The sequence below is a fragment of the Streptomyces sp. NPDC003042 genome (assembly GCF_053591315.1).
Genome location: NZ_JBSFTP010000001.1, coordinates 172,433 through 193,265 on the forward strand (window position 1 = coordinate 172,433; position 20,833 = coordinate 193,265).

Below are 20,833 nucleotides of genomic sequence, written 5' to 3' on the forward strand. Positions count from 1 at the left end.
TGGGGTTACGCCGGCTCCACGCGGATGGGGTCGCCGTCGCGGACGGTGGCCAGCAGGCGGTGGTCGCCGTCGAAGGAGCCGAGGACGTTGCACGGGCTCGCCAGGCGGCACTCGTCTCCGCGTGAGATGGGCGTCGGGCCGTAGGGCAGCGCCAGGGCGTCGCCGTCGGTCCAGAACGCGACCGTGCCCGGGTCGACGACCTGCTGGGCGTCGGCCTCCAGTGCCACGGAGACGCCGGTGTCGAAGTAGACCTCCTCGCCCCAGGTGTTGGCGGAGGCCGAGATCGGCAGGGCTTCGCCGAGAGCCTTACTGGTCGGTGTGTCGGCGAGGGTCGCTGTGAGCTGGCCGGCGGGCCAGGAGATTCGTATCCGCATGAGCTGTATTCAACAATCTGTTGAAAATATTGGCTAGAGGGCACCCCGCCTGAAAGCCGCCGAAGACGGTCCGCCATAATGCTTGTGAATGTGAACGCGTTCACAAGCGTGTCCCGCTCTTCCTGATCAAAGTGGGACACACTCGGCAAACTGCCCTGTGATCCACCGCGACCCGAAGGAGACGAGGACGTGGACCAAGCTTTGGCGCCGGAATCCCTGGCGCGATGGCAGTTCGGCATCACCACCGTCTACCACTTCCTGTTCGTCCCCCTGACGATCTCGCTCGCCGCGCTCGTCGCGACCCTGCAGACCGCCTGGGTGCGGACCGAGAAGGAGAAGTACCTCAAGGCCACGAAGTTCTGGGGCAAGCTCTTCTTGATCAATATCGCGATGGGCGTGGTCACGGGCATCGTGCAGGAGTTCCAGTTCGGCATGAACTGGTCCGACTACTCGCGGTTCGTCGGTGACGTCTTCGGGGCGCCGCTGGCTTTCGAAGCCCTCATCGCCTTCTTCTTCGAATCGACCTTCATCGGGCTGTGGATCTTCGGCTGGGACAAGCTGCCGAAGAAGATCCACCTGGCCTGCATCTGGATGGTGTCGATCGGCACCGTGCTGTCCGCGTACTTCATCCTCGCGGCCAACTCCTGGATGCAGCACCCGGTCGGGTACCGGCTGAACAAGGAGACCGGGCGGGCCGAGCTGACCGACTTCTGGCTCGTGCTGACCCAGAACACGGCCCTGGCCCAGGTCTTCCACACCCTGACGGCGGCCCTGCTGACCGGTGGCGCGTTCATGGTCGGCATCGCCGCCTTCCACCTGCTGCGCAAGAAGCACATCCCCGTGATGCGCACCTCGCTGCGGCTCGGCCTCATCGCCGTGGTCGTCGGCGGCCTGCTCACCGCGGTCAGCGGAGACACCCTCGCCAAGGTCATGTACAAGCAGCAGCCGATGAAGATGGCCGCGGCCGAGGCGCTGTGGGACGGGGAGAAGGGCGCTCCGTTCTCGGTCTTCGCCGTCGGAGACGTGGACAAGGGCCACAACAAGGTCGCCATAGAGCTCCCAGGTCTGCTGTCGTTCCTCGCCGACAGCACGTTCGACTCCTTCGTGCCCGGCATCAACGACGTGAACAAGGCGGAGCAGGAGAAGTACGGCCCCGGTGACTACCGGCCGGAGATCCCCGTCGCCTACTGGGGTTTCCGCTGGATGATCGGCTTCGGCATGGCGTCCTTCGGCATCGGCGCGCTGGGTCTGTGGCTGACACGGCGCAGGTTCCTGCTGCCGCCGGCCCTGCGGACCGGTGAGGACGAGCGGCCGCACCTGGTGCTGTTCAAGTCGGCACTGAGCCCGCGGCTGACCCGGCTGTACTGGCTCACCGCGATCTGGACACTCGGCTTCCCGCTGATCGCGAACTCCTGGGGCTGGATCTTCACGGAGATGGGGCGCCAGCCGTGGGTCGTCTACGGAGTCCTGCGCACCAAGGACGCCGTCTCGCCCAGCGTCTCGCAGGGCGAGGTGCTCACCTCGATGCTCGTCTTCACGGCGCTCTACGCCGTGCTCGCCGTGATCGAGGTCAAGCTCCTCGTGAAGTACGTCAAGGCCGGCCCGCCCGAACTCACCGAGGCCGACCTCAACCCGCCCACCAAGATCGGCGGGGACGACAAGAACCCCGACCGGCCGATGGCCTTCTCGTACTGAGGCTGAGGAGACCGCACGATGCAACTCCACGACGTCTGGTTCGTACTCATCGCCGTCCTGTGGACCGGCTACTTCTTCCTGGAGGGATTCGACTTCGGAGTCGGCGTCCTGACCAAGCTGCTCGCCCGCGACCGCCGGGAGAAGCGGGTCCTGATCAACACGATCGGGCCGGTCTGGGACGGCAACGAGGTCTGGCTGCTCACCGCGGGCGGCGCGACCTTCGCCGCCTTCCCCGAGTGGTACGCCACCCTCTTCTCCGGCTTCTACCTGCCGCTCCTGCTCATCCTGGTCTGCCTCATCATCCGGGGCGTCGCCTTCGAGTACCGGCACAAGCGGCCCGAGGACCGGTGGCAGACCAACTGGGAACACGCGATCTTCTGGACCTCGCTGATCCCCGCCTTCCTGTGGGGCGTGGCCTTCGCCAACATCGCGCGCGGCGTGAAGATCGACCAGCACAAGGAGTACGTCGGCACCCTCTTCGACCTGCTCAACGTCTACTCCATCCTGGGCGGCCTGGTCACCCTCACCCTGTTCACCTTCCACGGCGCCGTGTTCACCGCGCTCAAGACGGTCGGTGACATCCGGGACCGCGCGCGTACGCTCGCGACCCGGCTGGGTGTGGTGACGGCCGCGCTGGCGCTCGTGTTCGTGATCTGGACCCAGGCCTCGCGCGGCGACGGCTGGAGCCTGATCGCGGCGGTCATCGCCGTGGTGGCGCTGGTCGGGGCCCTGGGCTTGAACGTGATGGGCCGGGAAGGCTGGTCCTTCGCCCTGTCCGGGATCACCATCGCGGCGGCCGTCGCGATGCTCTTCCTGACGCTGTTCCCGAACGTGATGCCGTCCTCGCTGAACGACGCCTGGAGCCTGACGGTCACCAACGCCTCGTCGACCCCGTACACCCTGAAGATCATGACCTGGTGCGCGGGCGTGGCCACGCCGGTGGTCCTGCTCTACCAGGGCTGGACGTACTGGGTGTTCCGCAAGCGGATCGGTACGCAGCACCTCGCCGACGCCCACTGAGCCTGCTCGACCCTGCCGAACCGGCCTGACCCGGCTGGACCCCGCCTGACCCGCCTGACCCTGCCGAGGGGATGTTTCACGTGAAACCGATCGATCCGCGCCTGCTGCGGTACGCCCGTTCCACGCGCCTCTTCCTGGGGGCGGTGGTGGCCCTCGGGCTCGCGGGGGCGGGGCTGGTCGTCGGTCAGGCGATGCTCATCGCCGAGATCGTGGTCGGTGCCTTCGAGGAGGGGCTCGACGGCGGGGCGCTGCAGACGCCGCTGCTGCTGCTCGCGGCGGTGGCGCTGGGGCGCGGCCTGGTCGCCTGGTTCACGGAGCTGGCCGCGCACCGGGCCAGTGCGGCGGTCAAGTCGGAGCTGCGGGGCAGGCTGCTGGACCGGGCCGCCGACCTGGGGCCCGGCTGGCTCAGCGGGCAGAGGACGGGGTCACTGGTGGCCCTGGCCACCCGGGGGGTGGACGCACTCGACGACTACTTCTCCCGCTACCTGCCCCAGCTGGGGCTCGCGGTCGTGGTCCCGGTCGCCGTCCTCGCCCGGATCGTCACCGAGGACTGGGTGTCGGCGGCCATCATCGTGGTCACCCTGCCGCTGATCCCCCTGTTCATGATTCTCATCGGCATGGCGACGCAGTCGCGGATGGACCGCCAGTGGCGGCTGCTGTCCCGGCTGTCGGGGCACTTCCTGGATGTGGTGGCGGGGCTCCCGACGCTGAAGGTCTTCGGTCGGGCCAAGGCGCAGGCCGAATCGATCCGCAAGATCACGGACGAATACCGCCAGGCCACGATGCGCACGCTGCGCATCGCCTTCCTGTCCTCCTTCGCGCTGGAACTGCTCGCCACGCTGTCGGTGGCGCTGGTCGCGGTGACCGTCGGCATGCGGCTCGTGCACGGCGACCTGGACCTCTACACCGGGCTGGTCATCCTGATCCTGGCGCCGGAGGCGTATCTGCCGCTGCGGCAGGTGGGGGCGCAGTATCACGCCGCCGCCGAGGGGCTGGCCGCCGCCGAGGAGATCTTCGAGGTCCTGGAGACGCCGGCCGAGGCGCCGGGCGGCCTGCTCCCCGTACCGGACTCAGGACTGCGCATCGAGCTCGACGGGGTCGAGGTCCAGTACGAGGGCAGGGGCGCCAGTTCGCCCGGGCCCGTTTCGCTCGTCGTCGAGCCCGGGGAGTGCGTGGCCCTCACCGGGCCGAGCGGGGTGGGCAAGTCCACGCTGCTGAACGTGCTGCTGGGCTTTGTGGCACCGACCGCCGGGCGGGTCCGGATCGGGTCCGCGGACCTGGCCGAACTGTCGCGGGACCAGTGGCGGGAGCGGATCGCGTGGGTGCCGCAGCGACCGCACCTGTTCGCGGGGACCATCGCGGAGAACGTACGGCTCGCACGGCCCGGCGCCCCTGACGAGGCGGTGGACGCGGCGTTGCGTGAGGCCGGGGCGTGGGAGTTCGTATCCGCTCTGCCGTTCGGCGTGCGGACCTCGCTCGGCGAGGGCGGCGTCGGGCTCTCCGCCGGACAGCGGCAGCGGCTGGCCCTGGCACGGGCGTTCCTGGCGGACCGGCCGGTGCTCCTCCTGGACGAGCCGACGGCGGCGCTCGACGGGGAGACCGAGGCAGGGGTCGTGGACGCCGTGCGACGCCTCGCGGTGGGACGGACGGTACTGCTCGTCGTGCACCGGCCGGCGCTGCTGGCGCTGGCCGACCGGGTCGTGGCGGTGGGCGAGGGAGCCGGCGGGGTATCCGCATCGGCTTCGTCCCGTGACTCCGGTGCCGTTTCCCCTTCCCCGTCCGCCTCCCCGTCCGCCTCCCCGGCCGCGTCCGCGTCGCGTACGCGGCCAGGGATGGCGGATCCGGGTGAATGGATCCTCGGAGCCGTGCCCGAGCGGGCCGGCGCCGACGGCACGTCCGTCTCCGGCGCCGGAGATCCGCTGCGGCGGGTGCGGGCCGTGGCGGCGGCGTGGCGGGGGAGGTTCCGGCTCGGGCTGCTGCTCGGGGCCCTGGCCGTCGGATGCAGTGTCGGACTGATGGCCGTCTCCGGCTGGCTGATCTCGCGGGCCTCGGAACAGCCGCCGGTGCTGTACCTGATGGTGGCCGTCACCGCCACGCGTGCTTTCGGCATGGGGCGGGCCGTCTTCCGCTACGCCGAGCGTCTCGTGTCGCACGACGCCGTCCTGCGCATGCTCGCCGACCTGCGGGTCTCGGTGTACCGGCGGCTGGAGCGGATCGCTCCCGCCGGGCTGCGCGAGCAGCGGCGCGGGGATCTGCTGTCCCGGCTGGTGGCCGACGCCGACGCACTCCAGGACTACTGGCTGCGGTGGCTGCTGCCGGTCGGCACCGCCGTACTCGTCGGCGCCGGGTCGGTGGCGTTCACCGCCTGGCTGCTGCCCGAGGCCGGGGCCGCGCTCGCGGTGGGACTGCTCGTGGCGGGGATCGTGGTCCCGCTGATCAGCGGGGGCTGCGCGCGGCGTGCCGAGCGGCGGCTGGCGCCCGCCCGGGGAGAGCTGGCGACCCGGGTGGCCGATCTGCTCACCGGGACCGCCGAACTCACCGTCGCCGGGGCGCTGGCCGACCGCAAGGCCCGGGCACGGGAGAGCGACAGCGTGCTGACCTCGATCGCCTCGCGGGGGGCCGCCGCCACCGGGCTCGGCAGCGGACTGTCCGCCCTGGTGTGCGGGCTCACGGTGGTGTTCGCCGCGCTCGCGGGTGCGGGAGCCGTCGCCGACGGACGGCTGTCCGGGGTGGCCATGGCCGTGGTCGTACTGACCCCCCTCGCCGCCTTCGAGGCGGTCACCGGGCTGCCGCTCGCCGTCCAGTACCGCCAGCGGGTACGCCGTAGCGCCGAGCGGGTCTACGAGGTCATCGACGCGCCGGTGCCGGTCGCCGAGCCGGCCGAGGCACAGGAGGCGCCCGCCTCACCCTTCCCCCTGCGGCTGACGGGACTTGCCGCCCGCCACGGCGGCCAGGAGCGGGACGCGCTGCACGGGATCGACCTGACCCTGGAGGCCGGCCGACGCGTTGCCGTCGTCGGTCCCTCGGGTTCGGGCAAGACCACGCTGGCGCAGGTCCTGCTGCGGTTCCTGGACCGGCGGGAAGGCACGTACACCCTGGGCGGGACCGACGTGCGCGGCCTGGACAGCGACGACGTACGCCGTGTCGTGGGCCTGTGCGCCCAGGACGCGCACATCTTCGACAGCTCTCTGCGCGAGAACCTGCGGCTGGCCCGCACCGGGGCGAACGAGGCGCAGTTGCGCGAGGCGCTCGCCGCGGCCCGGCTGCTGGAGTGGGCCGAAGGCCTCCCCGACGGCCTGGACACCCTGGTCGGTGAGCACGGGGAGCGGATCTCCGGCGGTCAGCGGCAGCGGCTGGCGCTGGCCCGGGCGCTGCTCGCGGACTTCCCCGTTCTCGTCCTGGACGAGCCGGCCGAGCATCTGGACCTGGCGACCGCGGACGCGCTCACCGCGGATCTCCTGGCCGCGACCGAGGGCCGGACCACCGTACTGATCACGCACCGGCTCGCCGGGCTGCAGGCCGTGGACGAGGTGCTCGTACTGGACGGGGGAGCAGTCGTACAGCGCGGTACGTACGAGGAGCTGGCGGCGGCCGAGGGACCCCTGCGGAACCTTCTGGACCGGGAACAGGAGGCGGACAGCACCTTGGCCGGCTTCCGGCAGACCGACTTTCCCTCCTAAAGGGCACTAACTAGGCTCAAGGGCATGTCAGTGCAGGAGTCTGAGGAATCACCGGAACCAACGCGGGAGACACCGGACCCGAGGGAGGCCGCCACCCAGGCCGCCCGGAGTCTGCAGGGGCTGTCCACCGAGCTGACCGCTCGGGTGCCGCAACTCCTGGAGGCCATGCGCTCGGTCGGTACCGGCCTTGAACTGCACTCCACACTCGACCGCATCTGCGAGACGGCCGCCGAACTCGCGGACGCCCGCTACGCGGCGATCGGTGTCGTCGACACGGAGGGCCGCGGGCTCTGCGACTTCGTCACCTTCGGCCTCAGTGCCGAGCTGGCGAAAGAGATCGGGCACCGTCCGGACGGGCAGCGGGGCCTGCTCGGCGCGCTGATCTCCCACTCCGGCACGGTGCGGCTCGCCGACCTGACGAAGGATGCGCGATCGGCCGGTTTCCCCGCGCACCACCCGCCCATGAAGACCTTCCTCGGTGTGCCGATCCGGGTGCAGGGAGAGATCTTCGGCAATCTGTACCTCGCCGAGAAGAACGGCGGCGGCGAGTTCAACGACTACGACCTCCACATGGTCCGGGTGCTGGCCACCGAGGCGGGGATCGCCATCGGCAACGCCCGGCTGTACGAGGCCGCCACCCAGCGCGAGCGCTGGATCGACGGTTCGGTGGCCGTCACCACCGCCCTGCTGTCGGGAGGGGACGCGGACGACGCCCTCGCGGTGGTGGCAGAGCAGGCCCGCCGCCTGGCCGCCTCCGCCGCCGGCATCGTCATGCTGCCGACCGAGGAAGGCGGGATGGAGATCGTCGCCGTCTCCGCCGAGAATCCGGCGACCTCGCTCGGTGTGGTGATCCCGGCCGAGAGCCCGGTGGTGCGCAAGCTGCTCCAGGGCGAGCCGGTGTTCGTGGAGGACGCCGCCGGTGACCCTCGCATGGTCAGCAGGCTGACCAGCCAGTACGGGCCCTGCATGATGCTGCCGCTGCACAGCGGTGGGCGGGTGCTGGGCGCGTTGGTCACTCCCAGGGCCCGCGGCGGACGGCCGTTCAGCGAGTCGGAGCGGACCTTGGCCACGCAGTTCGCCTCCCAGGCCGCCCTCGCGCTCATGATGGCCGAGGCGCAGCGCGACCGGGAGCGGCTCGCGGTGTTCGAAGACCGCGACCGGATCGCCCGTGACCTGCACGACCTGGTCATCCAGCGGCTGTTCGCCACCGGGATGATGCTGGAGGGCGCGCAGCGCCGGTCCGTCGTTCCCGAGGTCCGCGAGGGGGTCGGCAAGGCGGTGGACGAGCTGGACGTGACGATCCAGGAGATCCGCACCGCGATCTTCGCGCTCCAGCAGGGTCCGGCGGAGGCCCCGTCGGGACTGCGCACCCGGGTGCTGCGGGAGATCAACATGGCGGCGGTGCCGCTGGGCTTCAAGCCGGCGCACCGGTTCCTCGGCCCCATCGACGCGGTCGTCGGCGAACTGGTGGGCAAGAACCTGATCGCCGCTCTGCGCGAGGCCCTGTCGAACGCGTTCCGGCACGCGGAGGCGTCCCGGATCGAGGTGGTGCTCGACGCCACCGTCACCCTGGCGGACGGGCGGCCCGGCGTGCGGCTGGAGGTCGCCGACGACGGGGTGGGCATCCGGGAGGGCGGGCGGCGCAGTGGCCTGCGCAATCTGCGCCGGCGGGCCGAGTCGCTGGGCGGCGCGAGCTCGTACGGCCCCGGGATCGGAGAGGACGGCGGCGGGACCACTCTGGTGTGGGAGGCCCCGCTCTAGCGTGTGGCCACGGCTACGGCTACGGCTACGGCTACGGCTACGGCTGTCGCGCGGCGCGTTCGGCGAGGATGCGCTCGATGACGACGGCGACCCCGTCCTCGTTGTTGGCGACCGTACGGCCGGACGCGGCCGCGATCACATCCGGATGGGCGTTGCCCATCGCGTACGAGGTGCCCGCCCAGCGCAGCATCTCCACGTCGTTCGGCATGTCCCCGAAGGCGACGACCTCGGCGGGCGAGATGCCACGCTCGGCGCAGCACAGCGCCAGGGTGCTGGCCTTGGACACGCCCAGTCCGCTGATCTCCAGCAGGGAGGTCGGGCTGGAGCGGGTGATCGAGGCGTATGCCCCGGCGGCCGAGCGGGCCAGGACCAGGAACTCGTCCGGGGACAGTTCGGCGTGGTGCGCGAGCAGCTTCAGCACGGGCGCCGAACTGTCGTCGAGCTCCTCGCGCAGCAGCTTCTCGGCGATGGCGACGGCGGCCCCCGGGTCCTGGAAGAACGGCGGGTACGTCGGTTCGTAGTTGATGCCCGTGGTCAGCTCGACCGCGAAGGACGTGCCCGGGGCGACAGCGCGCAGGGTGTCCACGACCGTGAGGGCGGTGGCCCGGGGCAGGGCCCGGACCTGCACGAATTCCGGGTCGGTCCGCAGGTCGACGACGGCGGCGCCGTTCGCGCAGATCGCCAGGCCGTGGCCGTGCACGTGATCGCTGACCACGCCCATCCAACGGGCCGGGCGGCCGGTGACGAAGAAGACCTCCAGCCCGGCCTCCTCGGCGGCGGCGAGCGCGGCGATCGTGCGGAGCGAGACGGATTTGTCGTCGCGCAGCAGGGTGCCGTCGAGATCGGTGGCGATGAGCCGGGGAGCGGGGGCTGGCACGTCCGGGCACTGGGGATCCGAGGTCACGGCTCCATCTTCGCCCATGGGCCCAGGTCGCCGGACCACGGGCGGGCGCCGATGTTTCACGTGAAACATTCCCTGGAGCCCGTGGAGGCGGGCCTCACGATGAGTGATGTGCCGTTGTTCGCACGCGTCGCCGTAGGCTCGAGCGCATGAGTCTGCGTCTGAGCACTGTGATCCTTCCGGTCCGCCCGTGGCACGAAGGGGGCCGCGACCAGTGGCAGCGGGCCGAGCGTCTCGGTTTCGACACCGCGTACACCTACGACCACCTGTCCTGGAGGACCTTCCGCGACGGCCCGTGGTTCGGCGCGCTGCCCACCCTGACCGCCGCGGCCGCTGTCACCGACCGGCTTCGCCTCGGCACCCTGGTCACTTCGCCGAACTTCCGGCACCCGGTGACGTTGGCGAAGGAACTCATCACGCTGGACGACATCTCCGGCGGGCGTGTCACCCTCGGTATCGGCGCGGGCGGCATCGGCTTCGACGCGACGGCGCTGGGGCAGGAGCCGTGGACCCCGCGTGAGCGGGCGGACCGCTTCGGGGAATTCGTACCGCTTCTGGACCGGCTGCTGACCGAGGGCGCACTCACCCACGACGGCACCTTCTACTCCGCCGAGGAGGCCCGCAACATCCCCGGTTGTGCCCAGGACCCGCGCCTGCCGTTCGCCGTCGCCGCGACCGGGCCGCGCGGCCTGAAGATCGCCGCTCGCCACGGCCAGGCCTGGGTGACCACCGGTGACCCGAAGTTGTTCGAGGACGGCACGCCCGAGCAGTCCCTGGAGGCCGTCCGCGGGCAGCTGGGCAAGCTCGACATGGCCCTGGCGGAAGTCGGGCGGGAGCCCGGGACCATCGAGAAGGTCCTGCTGACCGGCTTCACCCCGGAGCGCGGCACCCTCCTGGAGTCCGTGGACGCGTTCGTCGACTTCGCGGGCCGGCATCGCGAGTTGGGCTTCACCGAACTGGTCATCCACGCCCCGGTCCCGGATTCCGACTTCGCCGCCGACGAGACGGTCTTCGAGCGGATCGCCACCGAGGCGCTCGCCCAGCTGGACGGCTGACTCAACGAAGGCGGCGCCGCGGTGCGCGGCCCCGCCCCCGTCGTCCGAAAGGGCCGGGGCGGGACCGGGGCACGCGACTTCAGGACGTCAGGTTCACGATGGTCCGCTCCGCCTGTGGCACCAGCCACTGCGGGACGGTCCCCTCGGGCAGCCCCTTGACCTCCTCGACCAGGGCCGAGATCCGGGCGGCCCCCGCCTCGGGGCGGCCCAGCTCCTGATCCGTCCAGGCGGCGTTGTTCAGACACTGGAAGCGGTCCTGGAGGTGGTCCGGCCCGAGTTCGGCGTACAGGCCGGCGGCCCGGTCCCACAGCAGGATCTCCTCCAGCCGCAGAGCCTCGATCTCCGCCGCGCTCAGCGCACCGGGGACACCGTCGGACGGGGAGTCCTCCTCCCCCTCCTCGTCGGGTTGCCGGGAGCTGACCCAGCGGTCCAGCACCTGCGCCAGCTGGTGCCAGGTCTGGGCCAGCTCGGAGCGCAGCTCCGGATCCTGCGGATCAGCGGCCAGGGCGGCCTCCAGTACGGCAGCCGCCTCGTCCATCCGGATCCGGGCGGCCGCCACCGCCGCGCGGGTGATCTCTTCGCGCAGGCCCAGCCACGCCAGCGAGCGCAGGATCCTGACCTCGGCGATCACGACTTCCCCGGTCTGCCGGTGCAGCTCCAGGGCTCGCTCGTACGCGGCGACGGCCTCCTCGACGAGTCCGGCGTCGGACAGGCAGTCGGCGGCCGACTGCGCGAAGTCCGCCTGCGGACGCGGGTCCTGCCAGTCCTTGACCAGCTCCGCCGCCAGCAGGTACTGCTCCGCCGCCGGACGTGACTCGCGCAACTCCCGCAGCAGGTCGCCCAGGAACTCCCGCGCCGATACCGCCTGGCCCTCGCCGTGCTCCAGCAGGTCGGGCAGGGTCGACTGCAGCACCTCCGCCGCGTCGGCGTTCCGGCCGTCGCGCGCGTAGGCCCGGGCCAGCACCAGCCGGGCCTGTGCCCCGCCGTCGGCGGTCAGAGCGGCCTGGTCGAACCAGTGCGCCGCCGTCAGGGCGTGCTCGGCGGCCTCCTTCGCCGCGTCGCTCCGGCGCAGCAGGATGTCGGCGAGGGTGAGCCGTACGACGCCCTGCTGTTCGGCGTCGGTGGCCTCGCCGGAATGCTCCAGGCCGGAGCGCGCCGCCTCCTCGGCCTCCTCGGGGCGGCCCAGCGACATCAGGACACCGGCCCGCAGCACGAGCGGGTCGACGGCCTGCCACGGCCGGCCCGCCGAGACCGCCCGGGTGGCAGATGCGGTGAGCAGCGGCAGAGCCTGCTCGGTGTCGCCCTGCGAGAGGGCGATCCGGCCCAGCATCTCCTCGGCCTCCGCCACCAGGTCCGGCTGCGTCTCCCCGTACGTGGCGGCGAAGGCGGTGAGCCCGGTCGCCAGTGCCTCGTGGCCGTGGTCGTGGCCGTGGTCGTGGCCGTGCTCCTGGTGGTCGTTCCCGTGCTCGCGTTCCGCCTCGACGGATCGCAGGTACGGCTCCAGGCGGATCGCCGACAGTTCCGCCAGCGCGATCCGGCGGGTCCGCAGCGGTTCGTCCGCGGCCAGCGCCTCGGCGGCCTCGACGGCCGCCGCCAGCAGCGCCCGGGTCTCCCCCGGTTCGGCCCCGGCCTGCGCGGCCGCGCTCGCGAGCCGCAGCTCCGCCAGGGCAGCGCGCTCGACCTGCCCGAGTGCCCGGTAGCCGTCACGGACCGCCGTCAGCAGGTGCGCCGCCTCCTGGGCGCCGGCCCTCGCGGCGGTCAGCGCCCGGTGGTCGGCGACGTCCGCGGAAACCAGCGGGTCCACCTCCGACGCCGGCAGCGCGTCGGCCCGTAGGGCCACCTCGGCCCACAGCGCGTCCGCTGCCGGGTGCCCCAGGTCGCGCGAGCGCCGCGCCCGGTCCACGAGCTCGGTGAACCCGGCGGCGGGGACGGCCACCGGTGCCGGCGCCGGGGTCGCGGCCGCCTTCGGCAGCGCGGCAGTGCGTACGCCCAGCGGCAGTACGCCGACCAGCGGCGCCTGGCCGATCCGGGCCAGGAACCGGTCCGAGACGCGGGTGGTGCCGTTGCGTACGTCGAAGCGCGCGGCGATGTCCACGGCCTCCGCACGCAGGATCCCGTGCAGCTCGTCGACGGTGCGCGCGGAGCCCTCGTAGTGCACCGAAGGGTCCACGCCGTGGCCCAGTTCGGCCAGTCGCCGCAACAGGACGAGGACCCCGCCGTAGAAGTCCATCTGTGTCTTGACGTCCGCCAGCGGCTTGAGGTGCGCGCTGTGCTCGGCGAGGATCTCCACGCCGCGCGCCTCATTGCCGGTGAGGGCGCAGAACTCGATGTGCTCACCGATCGAGCGCAGCAGGCTCTCCTTGCCGCGTGCCATGCGGTATCCCCGCACATGGTGTGCGCGGGCCTCGTCGGCGCGGCCGAGGCGGAGCAGGGGGCGCAGCGAACGGGCGAGCACCCGGTGCGGCTCCTCCATGCAGCTCTGACCGCCCTTCAGTACGGGCTCCCAGACGTCGATCGCCTTGGCGTCCTCGCCCCTGGTCGCCCAGAAGGTGCCCTGGGTGTTCGTCTCGCAGGCATGGCAGTCGCTCATCCGGTCGCGGTCGGCCTCACGCCAGTCGGCCATGGCCCGCTCGGCCCGCTCGTCGTCACCGATGGCGTCCGCGAGGAAGAACTCGGACTGGCGCACGGCGCGCTCGCTGTATCCGGCGACGCGATAGCGCTTCTCCATGTCGTCGAGGTAGCCGGTGACGGCCGCGACGGGGACCTCGGGGGAGTTGATGATCTGGCCGGACACCCACTTGAACCGCCAGAACAGGGAGTGCGTGTCGCCCGCGCCGAAGGCGCCCGGGTCGCGGTCGTACTCCTGGAGCAGGCGGGCGAACGGGACCACCATGCGGCTGCGCTCGGCGCTGTACTCGTAGGCGTCGATCTGGGCGACCAGCGCGCGCCGGAACACGTCCGGGTCGCCGCACACCTCGGCGGCGGCGGTCAGCGCCTCGGCCCGCGCGTTGCGCGCGGCGCCGTGGGGCAGGCCGCGGTTCTCGTGCAGCGCCCGCTGGATCTCTTCGCTCGTCATGGTGCTCACTTGTCGTCCTTCCGGGTCGGGGCGGAGTGGGTCGCCCATTCCAGAAGCCCGAGGAAGGCCCGGTTGAGCAGGGCGGAATCGGCCGGTCGTAGGGGCCGCTGGGACATCAGCAGGGCCTGCCCGTACAGCGACTCGACGGCGGTGCCGGTCAGCGTCTCGTCCGGGAGGCTCGCGATCCGCCGGATCAGCGGGTTGTTGTGGTTGAGGACCAGGCGGGCACGCGGTCCGGATCCGCGCAGTGCGCCGAGGATGCCGCTCCACAGCGAGTCGGCGTTGTCGAGTGCGGCGGTCCGGTCGCGTTCCTGCCGGGCCTGGCGGTCGTCGAGGTAGAGCGCGGGGACGGACACGGGCTGGAAGGCGCGCAGCACCACGTCGCAGGCCTGGGGCTCCAGGCGCGTACGGGCGGTGGACAGGAAGGCGGCGAGGGCGAGTTCGGCATGGGTGGGGACGGGGTCCAGCCGCTCGGTGACGGCGCCGGCGTCGAGCTCGGTGACCTTGAGCTCCGGGCGCACGGAGGGCAGCAGGGCCAGCAGGTCCGCGTCGTAGGTGTAGCCCGCGTTGATCACGCCGAGGCCGTGGGCCGCCGCGATCGGGGCGATCTGGCGGAACTCCTCGACGGTGCGGGTGAAATGGATGTCGCTGTGGGCGGCGGCGAACTCCTCCAGGCTCATCGATCCGTCACTGGTTTCGAACGGCAGCCACGGAAGCATCAGCCCGAGCAGTTCGGCGTCATGGCGGGCCAGGGATTTCACACCCAGGTGATGGACGCTCAGGAAGGCGGCCAGGCGCTCGGGGTCACTGGCGGCGAGCTCGGCCAGCCAGGACCTGATGCGGGTACCGAGTGCTTCCCGTACGGCGGCCAGCGTCTCGTCGTCGTACAGGTTCTCTCGGGAGGCCGTGGGCCGCAGTGTGTCGGTGTCCAGCACGGCGCGGACGAAGAACGCCCAGTCGGGCAGCAGGTTGTCGGCCTGGTCCGTGAGCAGCATGCCCTTGAGGTGGACGCGGTGTCCGGCCCGGTGGGCGGGGCTGGTCGGCTCCGGCAGGACGTACGCGACGCCGCGCACGCCGGCGACCGGAAGATCGAGGTCGATGCTGTCGAGCGGGGCGAAACCGAAGAGCTGCGTACAGTGCCCGGCGAGCGCGACGCGGCGGGCGGCCGGGGTGGGGAAGGAGCGGTCCCACACGGCGGGCCGGTCGGTGACCGGGCGCGGCGCGTCGCCCTGGCCGTCGTCGAAGGTGATCTCGTACGGGAGCAGTGAGCCGTAGTCGCGGGCGAGCCGCTCGACCTTGGCGGGCTCGGTCCACTCCTCGGCGCCGGGACGGGCTTCGAGGTGGACGGTGGTGCCGGGTTCCGGGCGGGCCTCGTGGGGGAGTTCGCGGACGGTGTACGAGCCGTCGTCCGTGGCCAGCCATTCGACGGGGGCGGCCTGGGGGTCTCGGGCGGACCGGGTGACGACACGGATCTGCCGGGCGACGACGAAGCAGGCGAGCAGGCCGATGCCGAACTGGCCGAGGAACTCCTGGCGGGTGGTCTCGAGGCCACGGATCTTCTCGACGGCACTGTCCCCGCCGCGCTTGGAGCTGCGGCCGATGGTGGCCAGGAGGGAGTGGGCCTCGGCGGCGGTCAGGCCGATGCCGGAGTCCTCGATGGTGACCCGGCCGCCGGACGCGGACAGGCGGATGTGGACCTGTGCGCCCGGTTCGTGGGCGTGCCGGGCGGTGACGGCGTCCACGGCGTTCTGCAGCAGCTCGCGGACGTAGACGCGCGGGCTGGAGTAGAGGTGGTGGGAGAGCAGGTCGACCAGGCCGCGCAGATCGACCTGGAAGCTGTTGACCGCGGTCTCGTCCTGTACCTCGGCCTCGTTCGCGCTACCGGAACCGGAACCGGAACCGGAAGGGGAAGGGGAAGGGGAAGGGGAAGGGGAAGGCGATGTGGGCGTCATGAGGTGACCTCGCTTGCTCGCATGGGTTGTTCGGCGATCGCGAGGTACCCCCCTCACGTCTCCCGGAGTGAGCAACAGAGTAGGGGGATGATCCGACAATCTCGCGGAGAATTCCGAGCCCTATCCGGCCGCCGCCCCTACCGGAAGCGCAGGAATCGCGGCGGCACGGCGTCCACCAGCCACACCCCGTTGGCGCTGATCCGGAACACGTGCCCGGCGGCCCGCATCGCCCCGGCGTCCACGGCGAGCACGACGGGGCGGCCCCTGCGCGCCCCCACCCGGGTCGCGGTCTCCCGGTCCGGCGACAAGTGCACATGGTGGCGCGCCATCGGGCGCAGGCCCTCGGCGCGGATCGCGTCCAGGGCGGCGGCGACGGTGCCGTGGTAGAGGTACGCGGGCGGTTCGGCCTCCGGCAGGGCCAGGTCCACCTCGACCGTGTGGCCTTGGCTGGCCCGGATGCGGGTGCCGTCGACGGCGAAGCGCTGCTTGTCGTTGGAGGCGACCACGTGGTCGAGCTCCGCCCGGCTGAAAGGAAATCCGTGGGCCTCGGCCGCGCGGAGCAGGTCCTCGATCTCCACCCAGCCCTGGGGATCGAGCGCCAGTCCGATCCGTTCCGGCTGATGTCGCAGGTGTTTCGAGACGTATTTGGACACCTTCACGGTGCGCTTGTCGTCCATGTCCCCAGCGTGCCGGGTCGAGGGGGTCTCCGGCAGGGATTTTTCGCTCCCCTCATGGGGTGGACACCTCTATCGCTCTTCCAAGATACGGAATACATTTTCCGCTGGACTGCTGCTCAGAGGGAGAAACCATGACACATGAGGCTTCACTGCTACGGCGTGCGGCTGCTGAACTCATCGGCACCGCGGGCCTGCTCGTGGTGGTGATCGGCTCCGGTATCCAGGCCTCGGCCCTCAGCCGCGACACCGGTGTCGCCCTCGTCGCCAATTCGCTCGCCACCGCCATCGGCCTCGCACTGATCATCACCCTTTTCGGGCCGCTGTCCGGTGCCCACCTCAACCCGGTCGTCACCCTCACCACCTGGTGGGCCCGCCGTACCGGCGGCGAGGGACTAGGCGGCCGTGAGGCCCTCGCCTACATGGCCGCCCAGGTCACCGGGGCCATCGGCGGAGCCGTCGTCGCCGAGGCGATGTTCGGCCGGACCCCGGGGACCTTCTCCACCCAGGTCCGCGACGGGGGTCACCTGCTGGTCGGTGAGATGGTCGCCACCGCCGGGCTGGTCCTGGTCATCCAGGGGCTCGGCCGCATCGGCCGTCCGAAGCTGATCCCGGCCGCGGTCGCCGCGTACATCGCCGCCGCGATCTGGTTCACCTCGTCCGGCTCCTTCGCCAACCCGGCGGGTACGGTCGGGCGTGCCTTCAGTGACTCCTTCACCGGCATCGCCCCCCAGTCGCTGCCCGGTTTCGTCGCGGCGCAGCTGCTCGGGGGCGTCCTCGGCCTCGTCCTCGCCACCCTCCTCTACGGCCGCGAGCGCCGCGCCCGGGTGGCGCAGAGGCCGCAGGACGGGCCGGCGGTCGGGACCGAGATCGCGATGGCCGATATGCCGCGTACCGGTCCCGAGTACGAGGCCATCGTCTGAGGCTTCCACCGGGTTGCCCACAGGCGAGCCGGACTTGTCCACAGCCGTTTCGGTGGGTTTCGGCGACAAGTGTGCGATTCGCCCTGTGGACTACTGATCGAGCACTACCGGCCGCCGCGGCGGGCCAGATCGTTCATCGTCCGGGCCTGGAGCTCCCGCTCCGTCGCGGCCCGGACGAACTCCGCCACATGGTCAGGACCCACCAGCTCCCGCACCGCCCGCACCGTCTCGGCCGGCAGGGCCACCGGCGAGGGTCCCGACAACCGCGCCGCGCCGGGGCCTCCCAGGTGCTCCTGCAGATGCCGGGTCGCGAACAGCCGCATGGCCCGCGCCAGCTCCGCGTCCACCGTCTGCTGGGCGAGCGGCCGCAGTCGCCGGACCATCGTCGCCGCCTCGGCCGCGTCCGCGTCGGTCGGCGGCACGTGCCCGAGGTAGCGGGCGAAGACGTGCTCGGTGGTGAACTCCAGGAAGCGCGAGGCGATGTGCTCCACCTGCCCGCGCAGCTCGCGCAGATGCCCGGTGATCGCTGACAGGGGCACCCCGGCCGCGTACAGCTCGGCCGCCACGGCCAGCTCCTGCGGGGAGGGCACCAGGAACTCGTCCGGGCGACCCGGAATCCGCTCCAGCACCCCCAGCTCGCAGGCCTCGTCCACCGCGTCGTCGTCGGGCCTGCCGCCGAACCGCTCGTTCAGTTCGGCCCGGTTGATCCGGGCCGCCTCCTCGTCGGTCCACGGCCCGTGCACCTCGGCGACCAGGCCCAGTACGCCGCCCAGCCCGCGCCCCGCGTCCCACGCCTCCAGCAACTCCTTGATGGAGGCCAGGGTGTAGCCGCGGTCCAGGAGGTCCGCGATCTGGCGCAGCCGCGCCAGGTGCGTGTCCCGGTAGACATTGGACCGCCCCCGGCGCTCCGGCTTCGGCAGCAGACCGCGGTCCTGGTACGCCCGGATCGTGCGTACCGTCGCTCCGCTGTGATGCGCCAGATCCTCGATCCGGTATTCGGCTACCGCCTGATCGGACAATCCCGGCTCCCTACGACATGGCGGCTCGGCCGACCGCGCCCGCGGCCACCCGGGCGGCAGGAGACGCCGCCAGGTACTCGACCGCCTTGCGCAGCGAGCCCTCCTGCGAGGGATGGTACGACCGGCGGAAGTAGCGGGGTATGGCCGTGCCGAGCTCTCTCCACGTCGGCAGCAGTCCCTTGGCCACCGCCCGGTTGTGCCCGCGCAGCGAATAGCGCAGCCGCCCGGCCAGTTCCGGGTCGTTGCGCATGAGGTACGAGGCCCCCCACAGCCACAGCCAAGCCAGCACCGGGGCCACCACGAGCATCCCCTCGACGCGTCGCGCGTACCGCAGGGGCCCGGAGCCCCCGCAGTGCTGGTACATGTCGAAGGCGACGGAGCGGTGCTCCACCTCTTCGGCCCCGTGCCAGCGCAGCAGATCCAGCATGATCTCGTCCGCGCCGGCCCGGTCGAGCCCCTCGGCGCGGAGCACCCAGTCGCCCAGGACCGCCGTGAACTGCTCGATCGCGGCGACCAGCGAGAGCCGGAAGCGCAGCCACTCCTGGGCGCTGACGGGCGCCCCGAAGGGCGGGGTCTCCCCCAGCAGCTTCTCGAAGAGGAAGTCCACGTACTTCGTGTACGCCTCGGTCGGCAGCCGCTGTTCGGCGAGGTGGTCCAGGACGTAGGAGTGCTGCACGCTGTGCGTGGCCTCCTGCCCCATGAACCCCTTGACGTCCTGGCGCAGCCGCGCGTCGGTGACCAGCGGCAGGCCCTCTTTGAAGACCTTGACGAACCATCGTTCGCCGGCGGGCAGCAGCAGGTGCAGCACGTTGATGACGTGGGTGGCGGTGGCCTCGCCGGGTATCCAGTGCAGCGGGGTGGTCTGCCAGTCGAAGGCCACCCGGCGCGGGGTGATCGGGTACGCGCCCGCCGCGCCGGCCGGGCTCACAGCCTCGGCTCCAGCTTCGCGAACGCCCGCAGGGTGCGCGGAGCGAAGCGGGACATCCACAGGGCGCCCTTCGACTCCGGAGTCACGGGCACCACGGCCTGGTTCTTCACCACGGCCAGCAGGATGGCGTCCGCCACCTTCTCCGGCGGGAAGTTGCGCAGCCCGTACAGCCGTGAGGAGCGATCCTGGCGGCGCTTCTCCTCGGTCGCGTCCACCCCGGCGAACCGGGACGTGGCAGTGATGTTGGTGTTGACGATGCCCGGGCAGATCGCCGACACGCCGATCGACTTCGCCGCCAGCTCCGCGCGCAGGCACTGGCTCAGCATCAGCACCGCCGCCTTCGAGGTGCTGTACGCGGGCAGGGTCTTGGAGGGCAGGTACGCGGCGGCCGAGGCCGTGTTGACGATGTGGCCGCCCTGACCGCGCTCCGCCATCTGCTTGCCGAAGATCCGGCAACCGTGGATGACACCCCACAGGTTGACGTCGAGGACCTTCTGCCAGTCCTCGGTGGTGGTCTCCAGGAAGGGCCCCGAGAGCCCGATGCCGGCGTTGTTGACCAGCACGTCCACGATCCCGTACTCGGCGGCGACCTTCACCGCGAGCTTCTCCATCGCCTGCTCGTCGCTGACGTCGACGCACTCGCTCCAGGCGTCGGCCGCCCCGACGAGCCGGGCCAACTCGGCGGTGCGCGCCGCGCCCTCCGCATCCCGGTCCACGGCCACCACCCGGGCGCCGGCCTCGGCGAACGCGAAGGCCGTGGCCCGGCCGATACCGCTGGCGGCGCCGGTGACCAGGACGAGCCGGCCGCCGAACCGGTCGGCGTACTTGCCCGGAGCCTTCCGCTCGGGCGCCCGCGTGGCGGGTTCCTCACGGGAGGTGACGAACTCGCCTATCCAGGCGGCCAGCTGGTCGGGCCGGGTCCGGGGCACCCAGTGCTTCGCGTCCAGGGTCCGCCGTACCAGGTCCGGAGCCCACAGCTCCAGCTCGTCGTAGAGCCGCTCGGACAGGAAGGCGTCCCCGGTCGGTGTGATCAGCTGGACCGGTACGTGCGCGTACGCGTCGGCGCGCGGCCTGCCCAGCCGGGCCCGTACGTTGTCGCGGTAGAGCCAGGCGCCGTGCGCCGCGTCGGAGGGCAGCGAGGCGGTCGGGTAGGAGGGGTCGGCGGGGACCTTCTCCAGGCGCTGGAGGATCGTCGGCCACTGCCTGCCGAGCGGCCCGCGCCAAGCGAGTTCCGGCAGTACGGGCGTGTGCAGCATGTAGACGTACCAGGACTTCGCACCCTGACCGAGCAGCTGGGCGGCGCGGCGCGGGGTCGGCCGTGCCATCCGCTTCTTGATCCAGTGTCCGAAGTGGTCGAGCGAGGGTCCCGACACGGAGGTGAAGGACGCGATCCGGCCCTCGGTACGGGCGACCGTCGCGAACTCCCAGCCCTGTACGGAACCCCAGTCGTGGCCGACCAGGTGAACCGGCCGGTCCGGGCAGACCGCGTCGGCCACGGCCAGGAAGTCGTCCGTCAGCTTCTCCAAGGTGAAGCCGCCGCGCAGTGGCGCCGGAGCCGTGGACCGCCCGTGGCCCCGTACGTCGTACAGCACCACGTGGAAGCGGGACGCGAGCCGCTCGGCGACCTCCGACCAGACTTCCTTGCTGTCCGGGTAGCCGTGCACCAGCACCACGGTCGGCCGGTCCGTCTCACCGAGCTCGACGACGCACAGCTCGATCCCGCCGGTGCTCACCCAGCGCTCACGCGCGCCCGCCAGTGCCGTACCGCTCATCGC

14 protein-coding genes are annotated in these 20,833 nt (G+C 71.7%); 6 read left to right on the plus strand and 8 right to left on the minus strand.

Annotated elements, in window-relative coordinates; translation table 11 throughout:
- Positions 1 to 5: 5 nt before the first annotated feature.
- On the minus strand, positions 6 to 374 hold the full coding sequence (locus ACWDYJ_RS00760) for a cyclophilin-like fold protein (RefSeq protein ID WP_451563255.1): 369 nt from the start codon (positions 372 to 374) through the stop codon (positions 6 to 8).
- A 189-nt stretch (positions 375 to 563) separates the two neighbouring features.
- Between ACWDYJ_RS00760 and ACWDYJ_RS00765 the strand changes: the two genes are divergently transcribed.
- The 4 genes from ACWDYJ_RS00765 to ACWDYJ_RS00780 all read left to right on the plus strand — a co-directional run bounded on the left by ACWDYJ_RS00765 (position 564) and on the right by ACWDYJ_RS00780 (position 8,530).
- Positions 564 to 2,069, plus strand: a complete 1,506-nt coding sequence (locus ACWDYJ_RS00765) for a cytochrome ubiquinol oxidase subunit I (protein ID WP_451563256.1) — start codon at positions 564 to 566, stop codon at positions 2,067 to 2,069.
- 18 nt (positions 2,070 to 2,087) lie between these two features.
- On the plus strand, positions 2,088 to 3,089 hold the full coding sequence (gene cydB / locus ACWDYJ_RS00770; RefSeq protein WP_451563257.1) for a cytochrome d ubiquinol oxidase subunit II: 1,002 nt from the start codon (positions 2,088 to 2,090) through the stop codon (positions 3,087 to 3,089).
- 80 nt (positions 3,090 to 3,169) lie between these two features.
- On the plus strand, positions 3,170 to 6,769 hold the full coding sequence (gene cydD / locus ACWDYJ_RS00775) for a thiol reductant ABC exporter subunit CydD (RefSeq protein ID WP_451563258.1): 3,600 nt from the start codon (positions 3,170 to 3,172) through the stop codon (positions 6,767 to 6,769).
- 24 nt (positions 6,770 to 6,793) lie between these two features.
- A complete protein-coding gene (locus tag ACWDYJ_RS00780) occupies positions 6,794 to 8,530 on the plus strand; it encodes a GAF domain-containing sensor histidine kinase (RefSeq protein ID WP_451563259.1) in 1,737 nt (578 codons plus the stop codon).
- A gap of 37 nt (positions 8,531 to 8,567) precedes the next feature.
- On the opposite strand, the gene ACWDYJ_RS00785 is transcribed toward ACWDYJ_RS00780, so the two are convergent.
- The gene (locus ACWDYJ_RS00785) at positions 8,568 to 9,452 is read right to left on the minus strand and encodes a Cof-type HAD-IIB family hydrolase (RefSeq protein ID WP_451563260.1); all 885 of its coding nucleotides are present in this window, start codon (positions 9,450 to 9,452) and stop codon (positions 8,568 to 8,570) included.
- A 128-nt stretch (positions 9,453 to 9,580) separates the two neighbouring features.
- Between ACWDYJ_RS00785 and ACWDYJ_RS00790 the strand changes: the two genes are divergently transcribed.
- Positions 9,581 to 10,486, plus strand: a complete 906-nt coding sequence (locus tag ACWDYJ_RS00790; protein ID WP_451563261.1) for an LLM class flavin-dependent oxidoreductase — start codon at positions 9,581 to 9,583, stop codon at positions 10,484 to 10,486.
- Between the two features lie 79 nt (positions 10,487 to 10,565).
- On the opposite strand, the gene ACWDYJ_RS00795 is transcribed toward ACWDYJ_RS00790, so the two are convergent.
- From ACWDYJ_RS00795 to ACWDYJ_RS00805, 3 genes are all read right to left on the minus strand, one after another.
- Complete coding sequence (locus ACWDYJ_RS00795; RefSeq protein WP_451563262.1) at positions 10,566 to 13,571, minus strand: tetratricopeptide repeat protein; 3,006 nt, start codon at positions 13,569 to 13,571, stop codon at positions 10,566 to 10,568.
- Positions 13,568 to 15,514 carry an HSP90 family protein gene (locus ACWDYJ_RS00800; protein WP_451563263.1) on the minus strand — a complete coding sequence of 649 codons (1,947 nt, stop codon included), beginning with the start codon at positions 15,512 to 15,514 and terminating at the stop codon, positions 13,568 to 13,570. The genes ACWDYJ_RS00795 and ACWDYJ_RS00800 overlap by 4 nt, the downstream gene beginning before the upstream one ends.
- Before the next feature lie 137 nt (positions 15,515 to 15,651).
- The gene (locus ACWDYJ_RS00805; protein WP_451563264.1) at positions 15,652 to 16,191 is read right to left on the minus strand and encodes an RNA 2'-phosphotransferase; all 540 of its coding nucleotides are present in this window, start codon (positions 16,189 to 16,191) and stop codon (positions 15,652 to 15,654) included.
- A gap of 131 nt (positions 16,192 to 16,322) precedes the next feature.
- Here ACWDYJ_RS00805 and ACWDYJ_RS00810 point away from each other — a divergent pair, with 131 nt between their 5' ends.
- Positions 16,323 to 17,111, plus strand: a complete 789-nt coding sequence (locus tag ACWDYJ_RS00810) for an aquaporin (RefSeq protein ID WP_451563265.1) — start codon at positions 16,323 to 16,325, stop codon at positions 17,109 to 17,111.
- Between the two features lie 104 nt (positions 17,112 to 17,215).
- Here ACWDYJ_RS00810 and ACWDYJ_RS00815 read toward each other — a convergent pair whose 3' ends face one another.
- The 3 genes from ACWDYJ_RS00815 to ACWDYJ_RS00825 are packed head-to-tail and all read right to left on the minus strand — an operon-like array spanning position 17,216 to position 20,830.
- Positions 17,216 to 18,130 (minus strand): MerR family transcriptional regulator, encoded by a 915-nt coding sequence (locus tag ACWDYJ_RS00815; RefSeq protein WP_451563266.1) that lies wholly within the window; start codon positions 18,128 to 18,130, stop codon positions 17,216 to 17,218.
- 10 nt (positions 18,131 to 18,140) lie between these two features.
- Positions 18,141 to 19,058, minus strand: coding sequence for a metal-dependent hydrolase (locus tag ACWDYJ_RS00820; RefSeq protein WP_451563267.1), 918 nt, complete (start codon positions 19,056 to 19,058; stop codon positions 18,141 to 18,143).
- Positions 19,055 to 20,830 carry an SDR family oxidoreductase gene (locus tag ACWDYJ_RS00825; RefSeq protein WP_451563356.1) on the minus strand — a complete coding sequence of 592 codons (1,776 nt, stop codon included), beginning with the start codon at positions 20,828 to 20,830 and terminating at the stop codon, positions 19,055 to 19,057. The genes ACWDYJ_RS00820 and ACWDYJ_RS00825 overlap by 4 nt, the downstream gene beginning before the upstream one ends.
- Between the last annotated feature and the right edge of the window lie 3 nt (positions 20,831 to 20,833).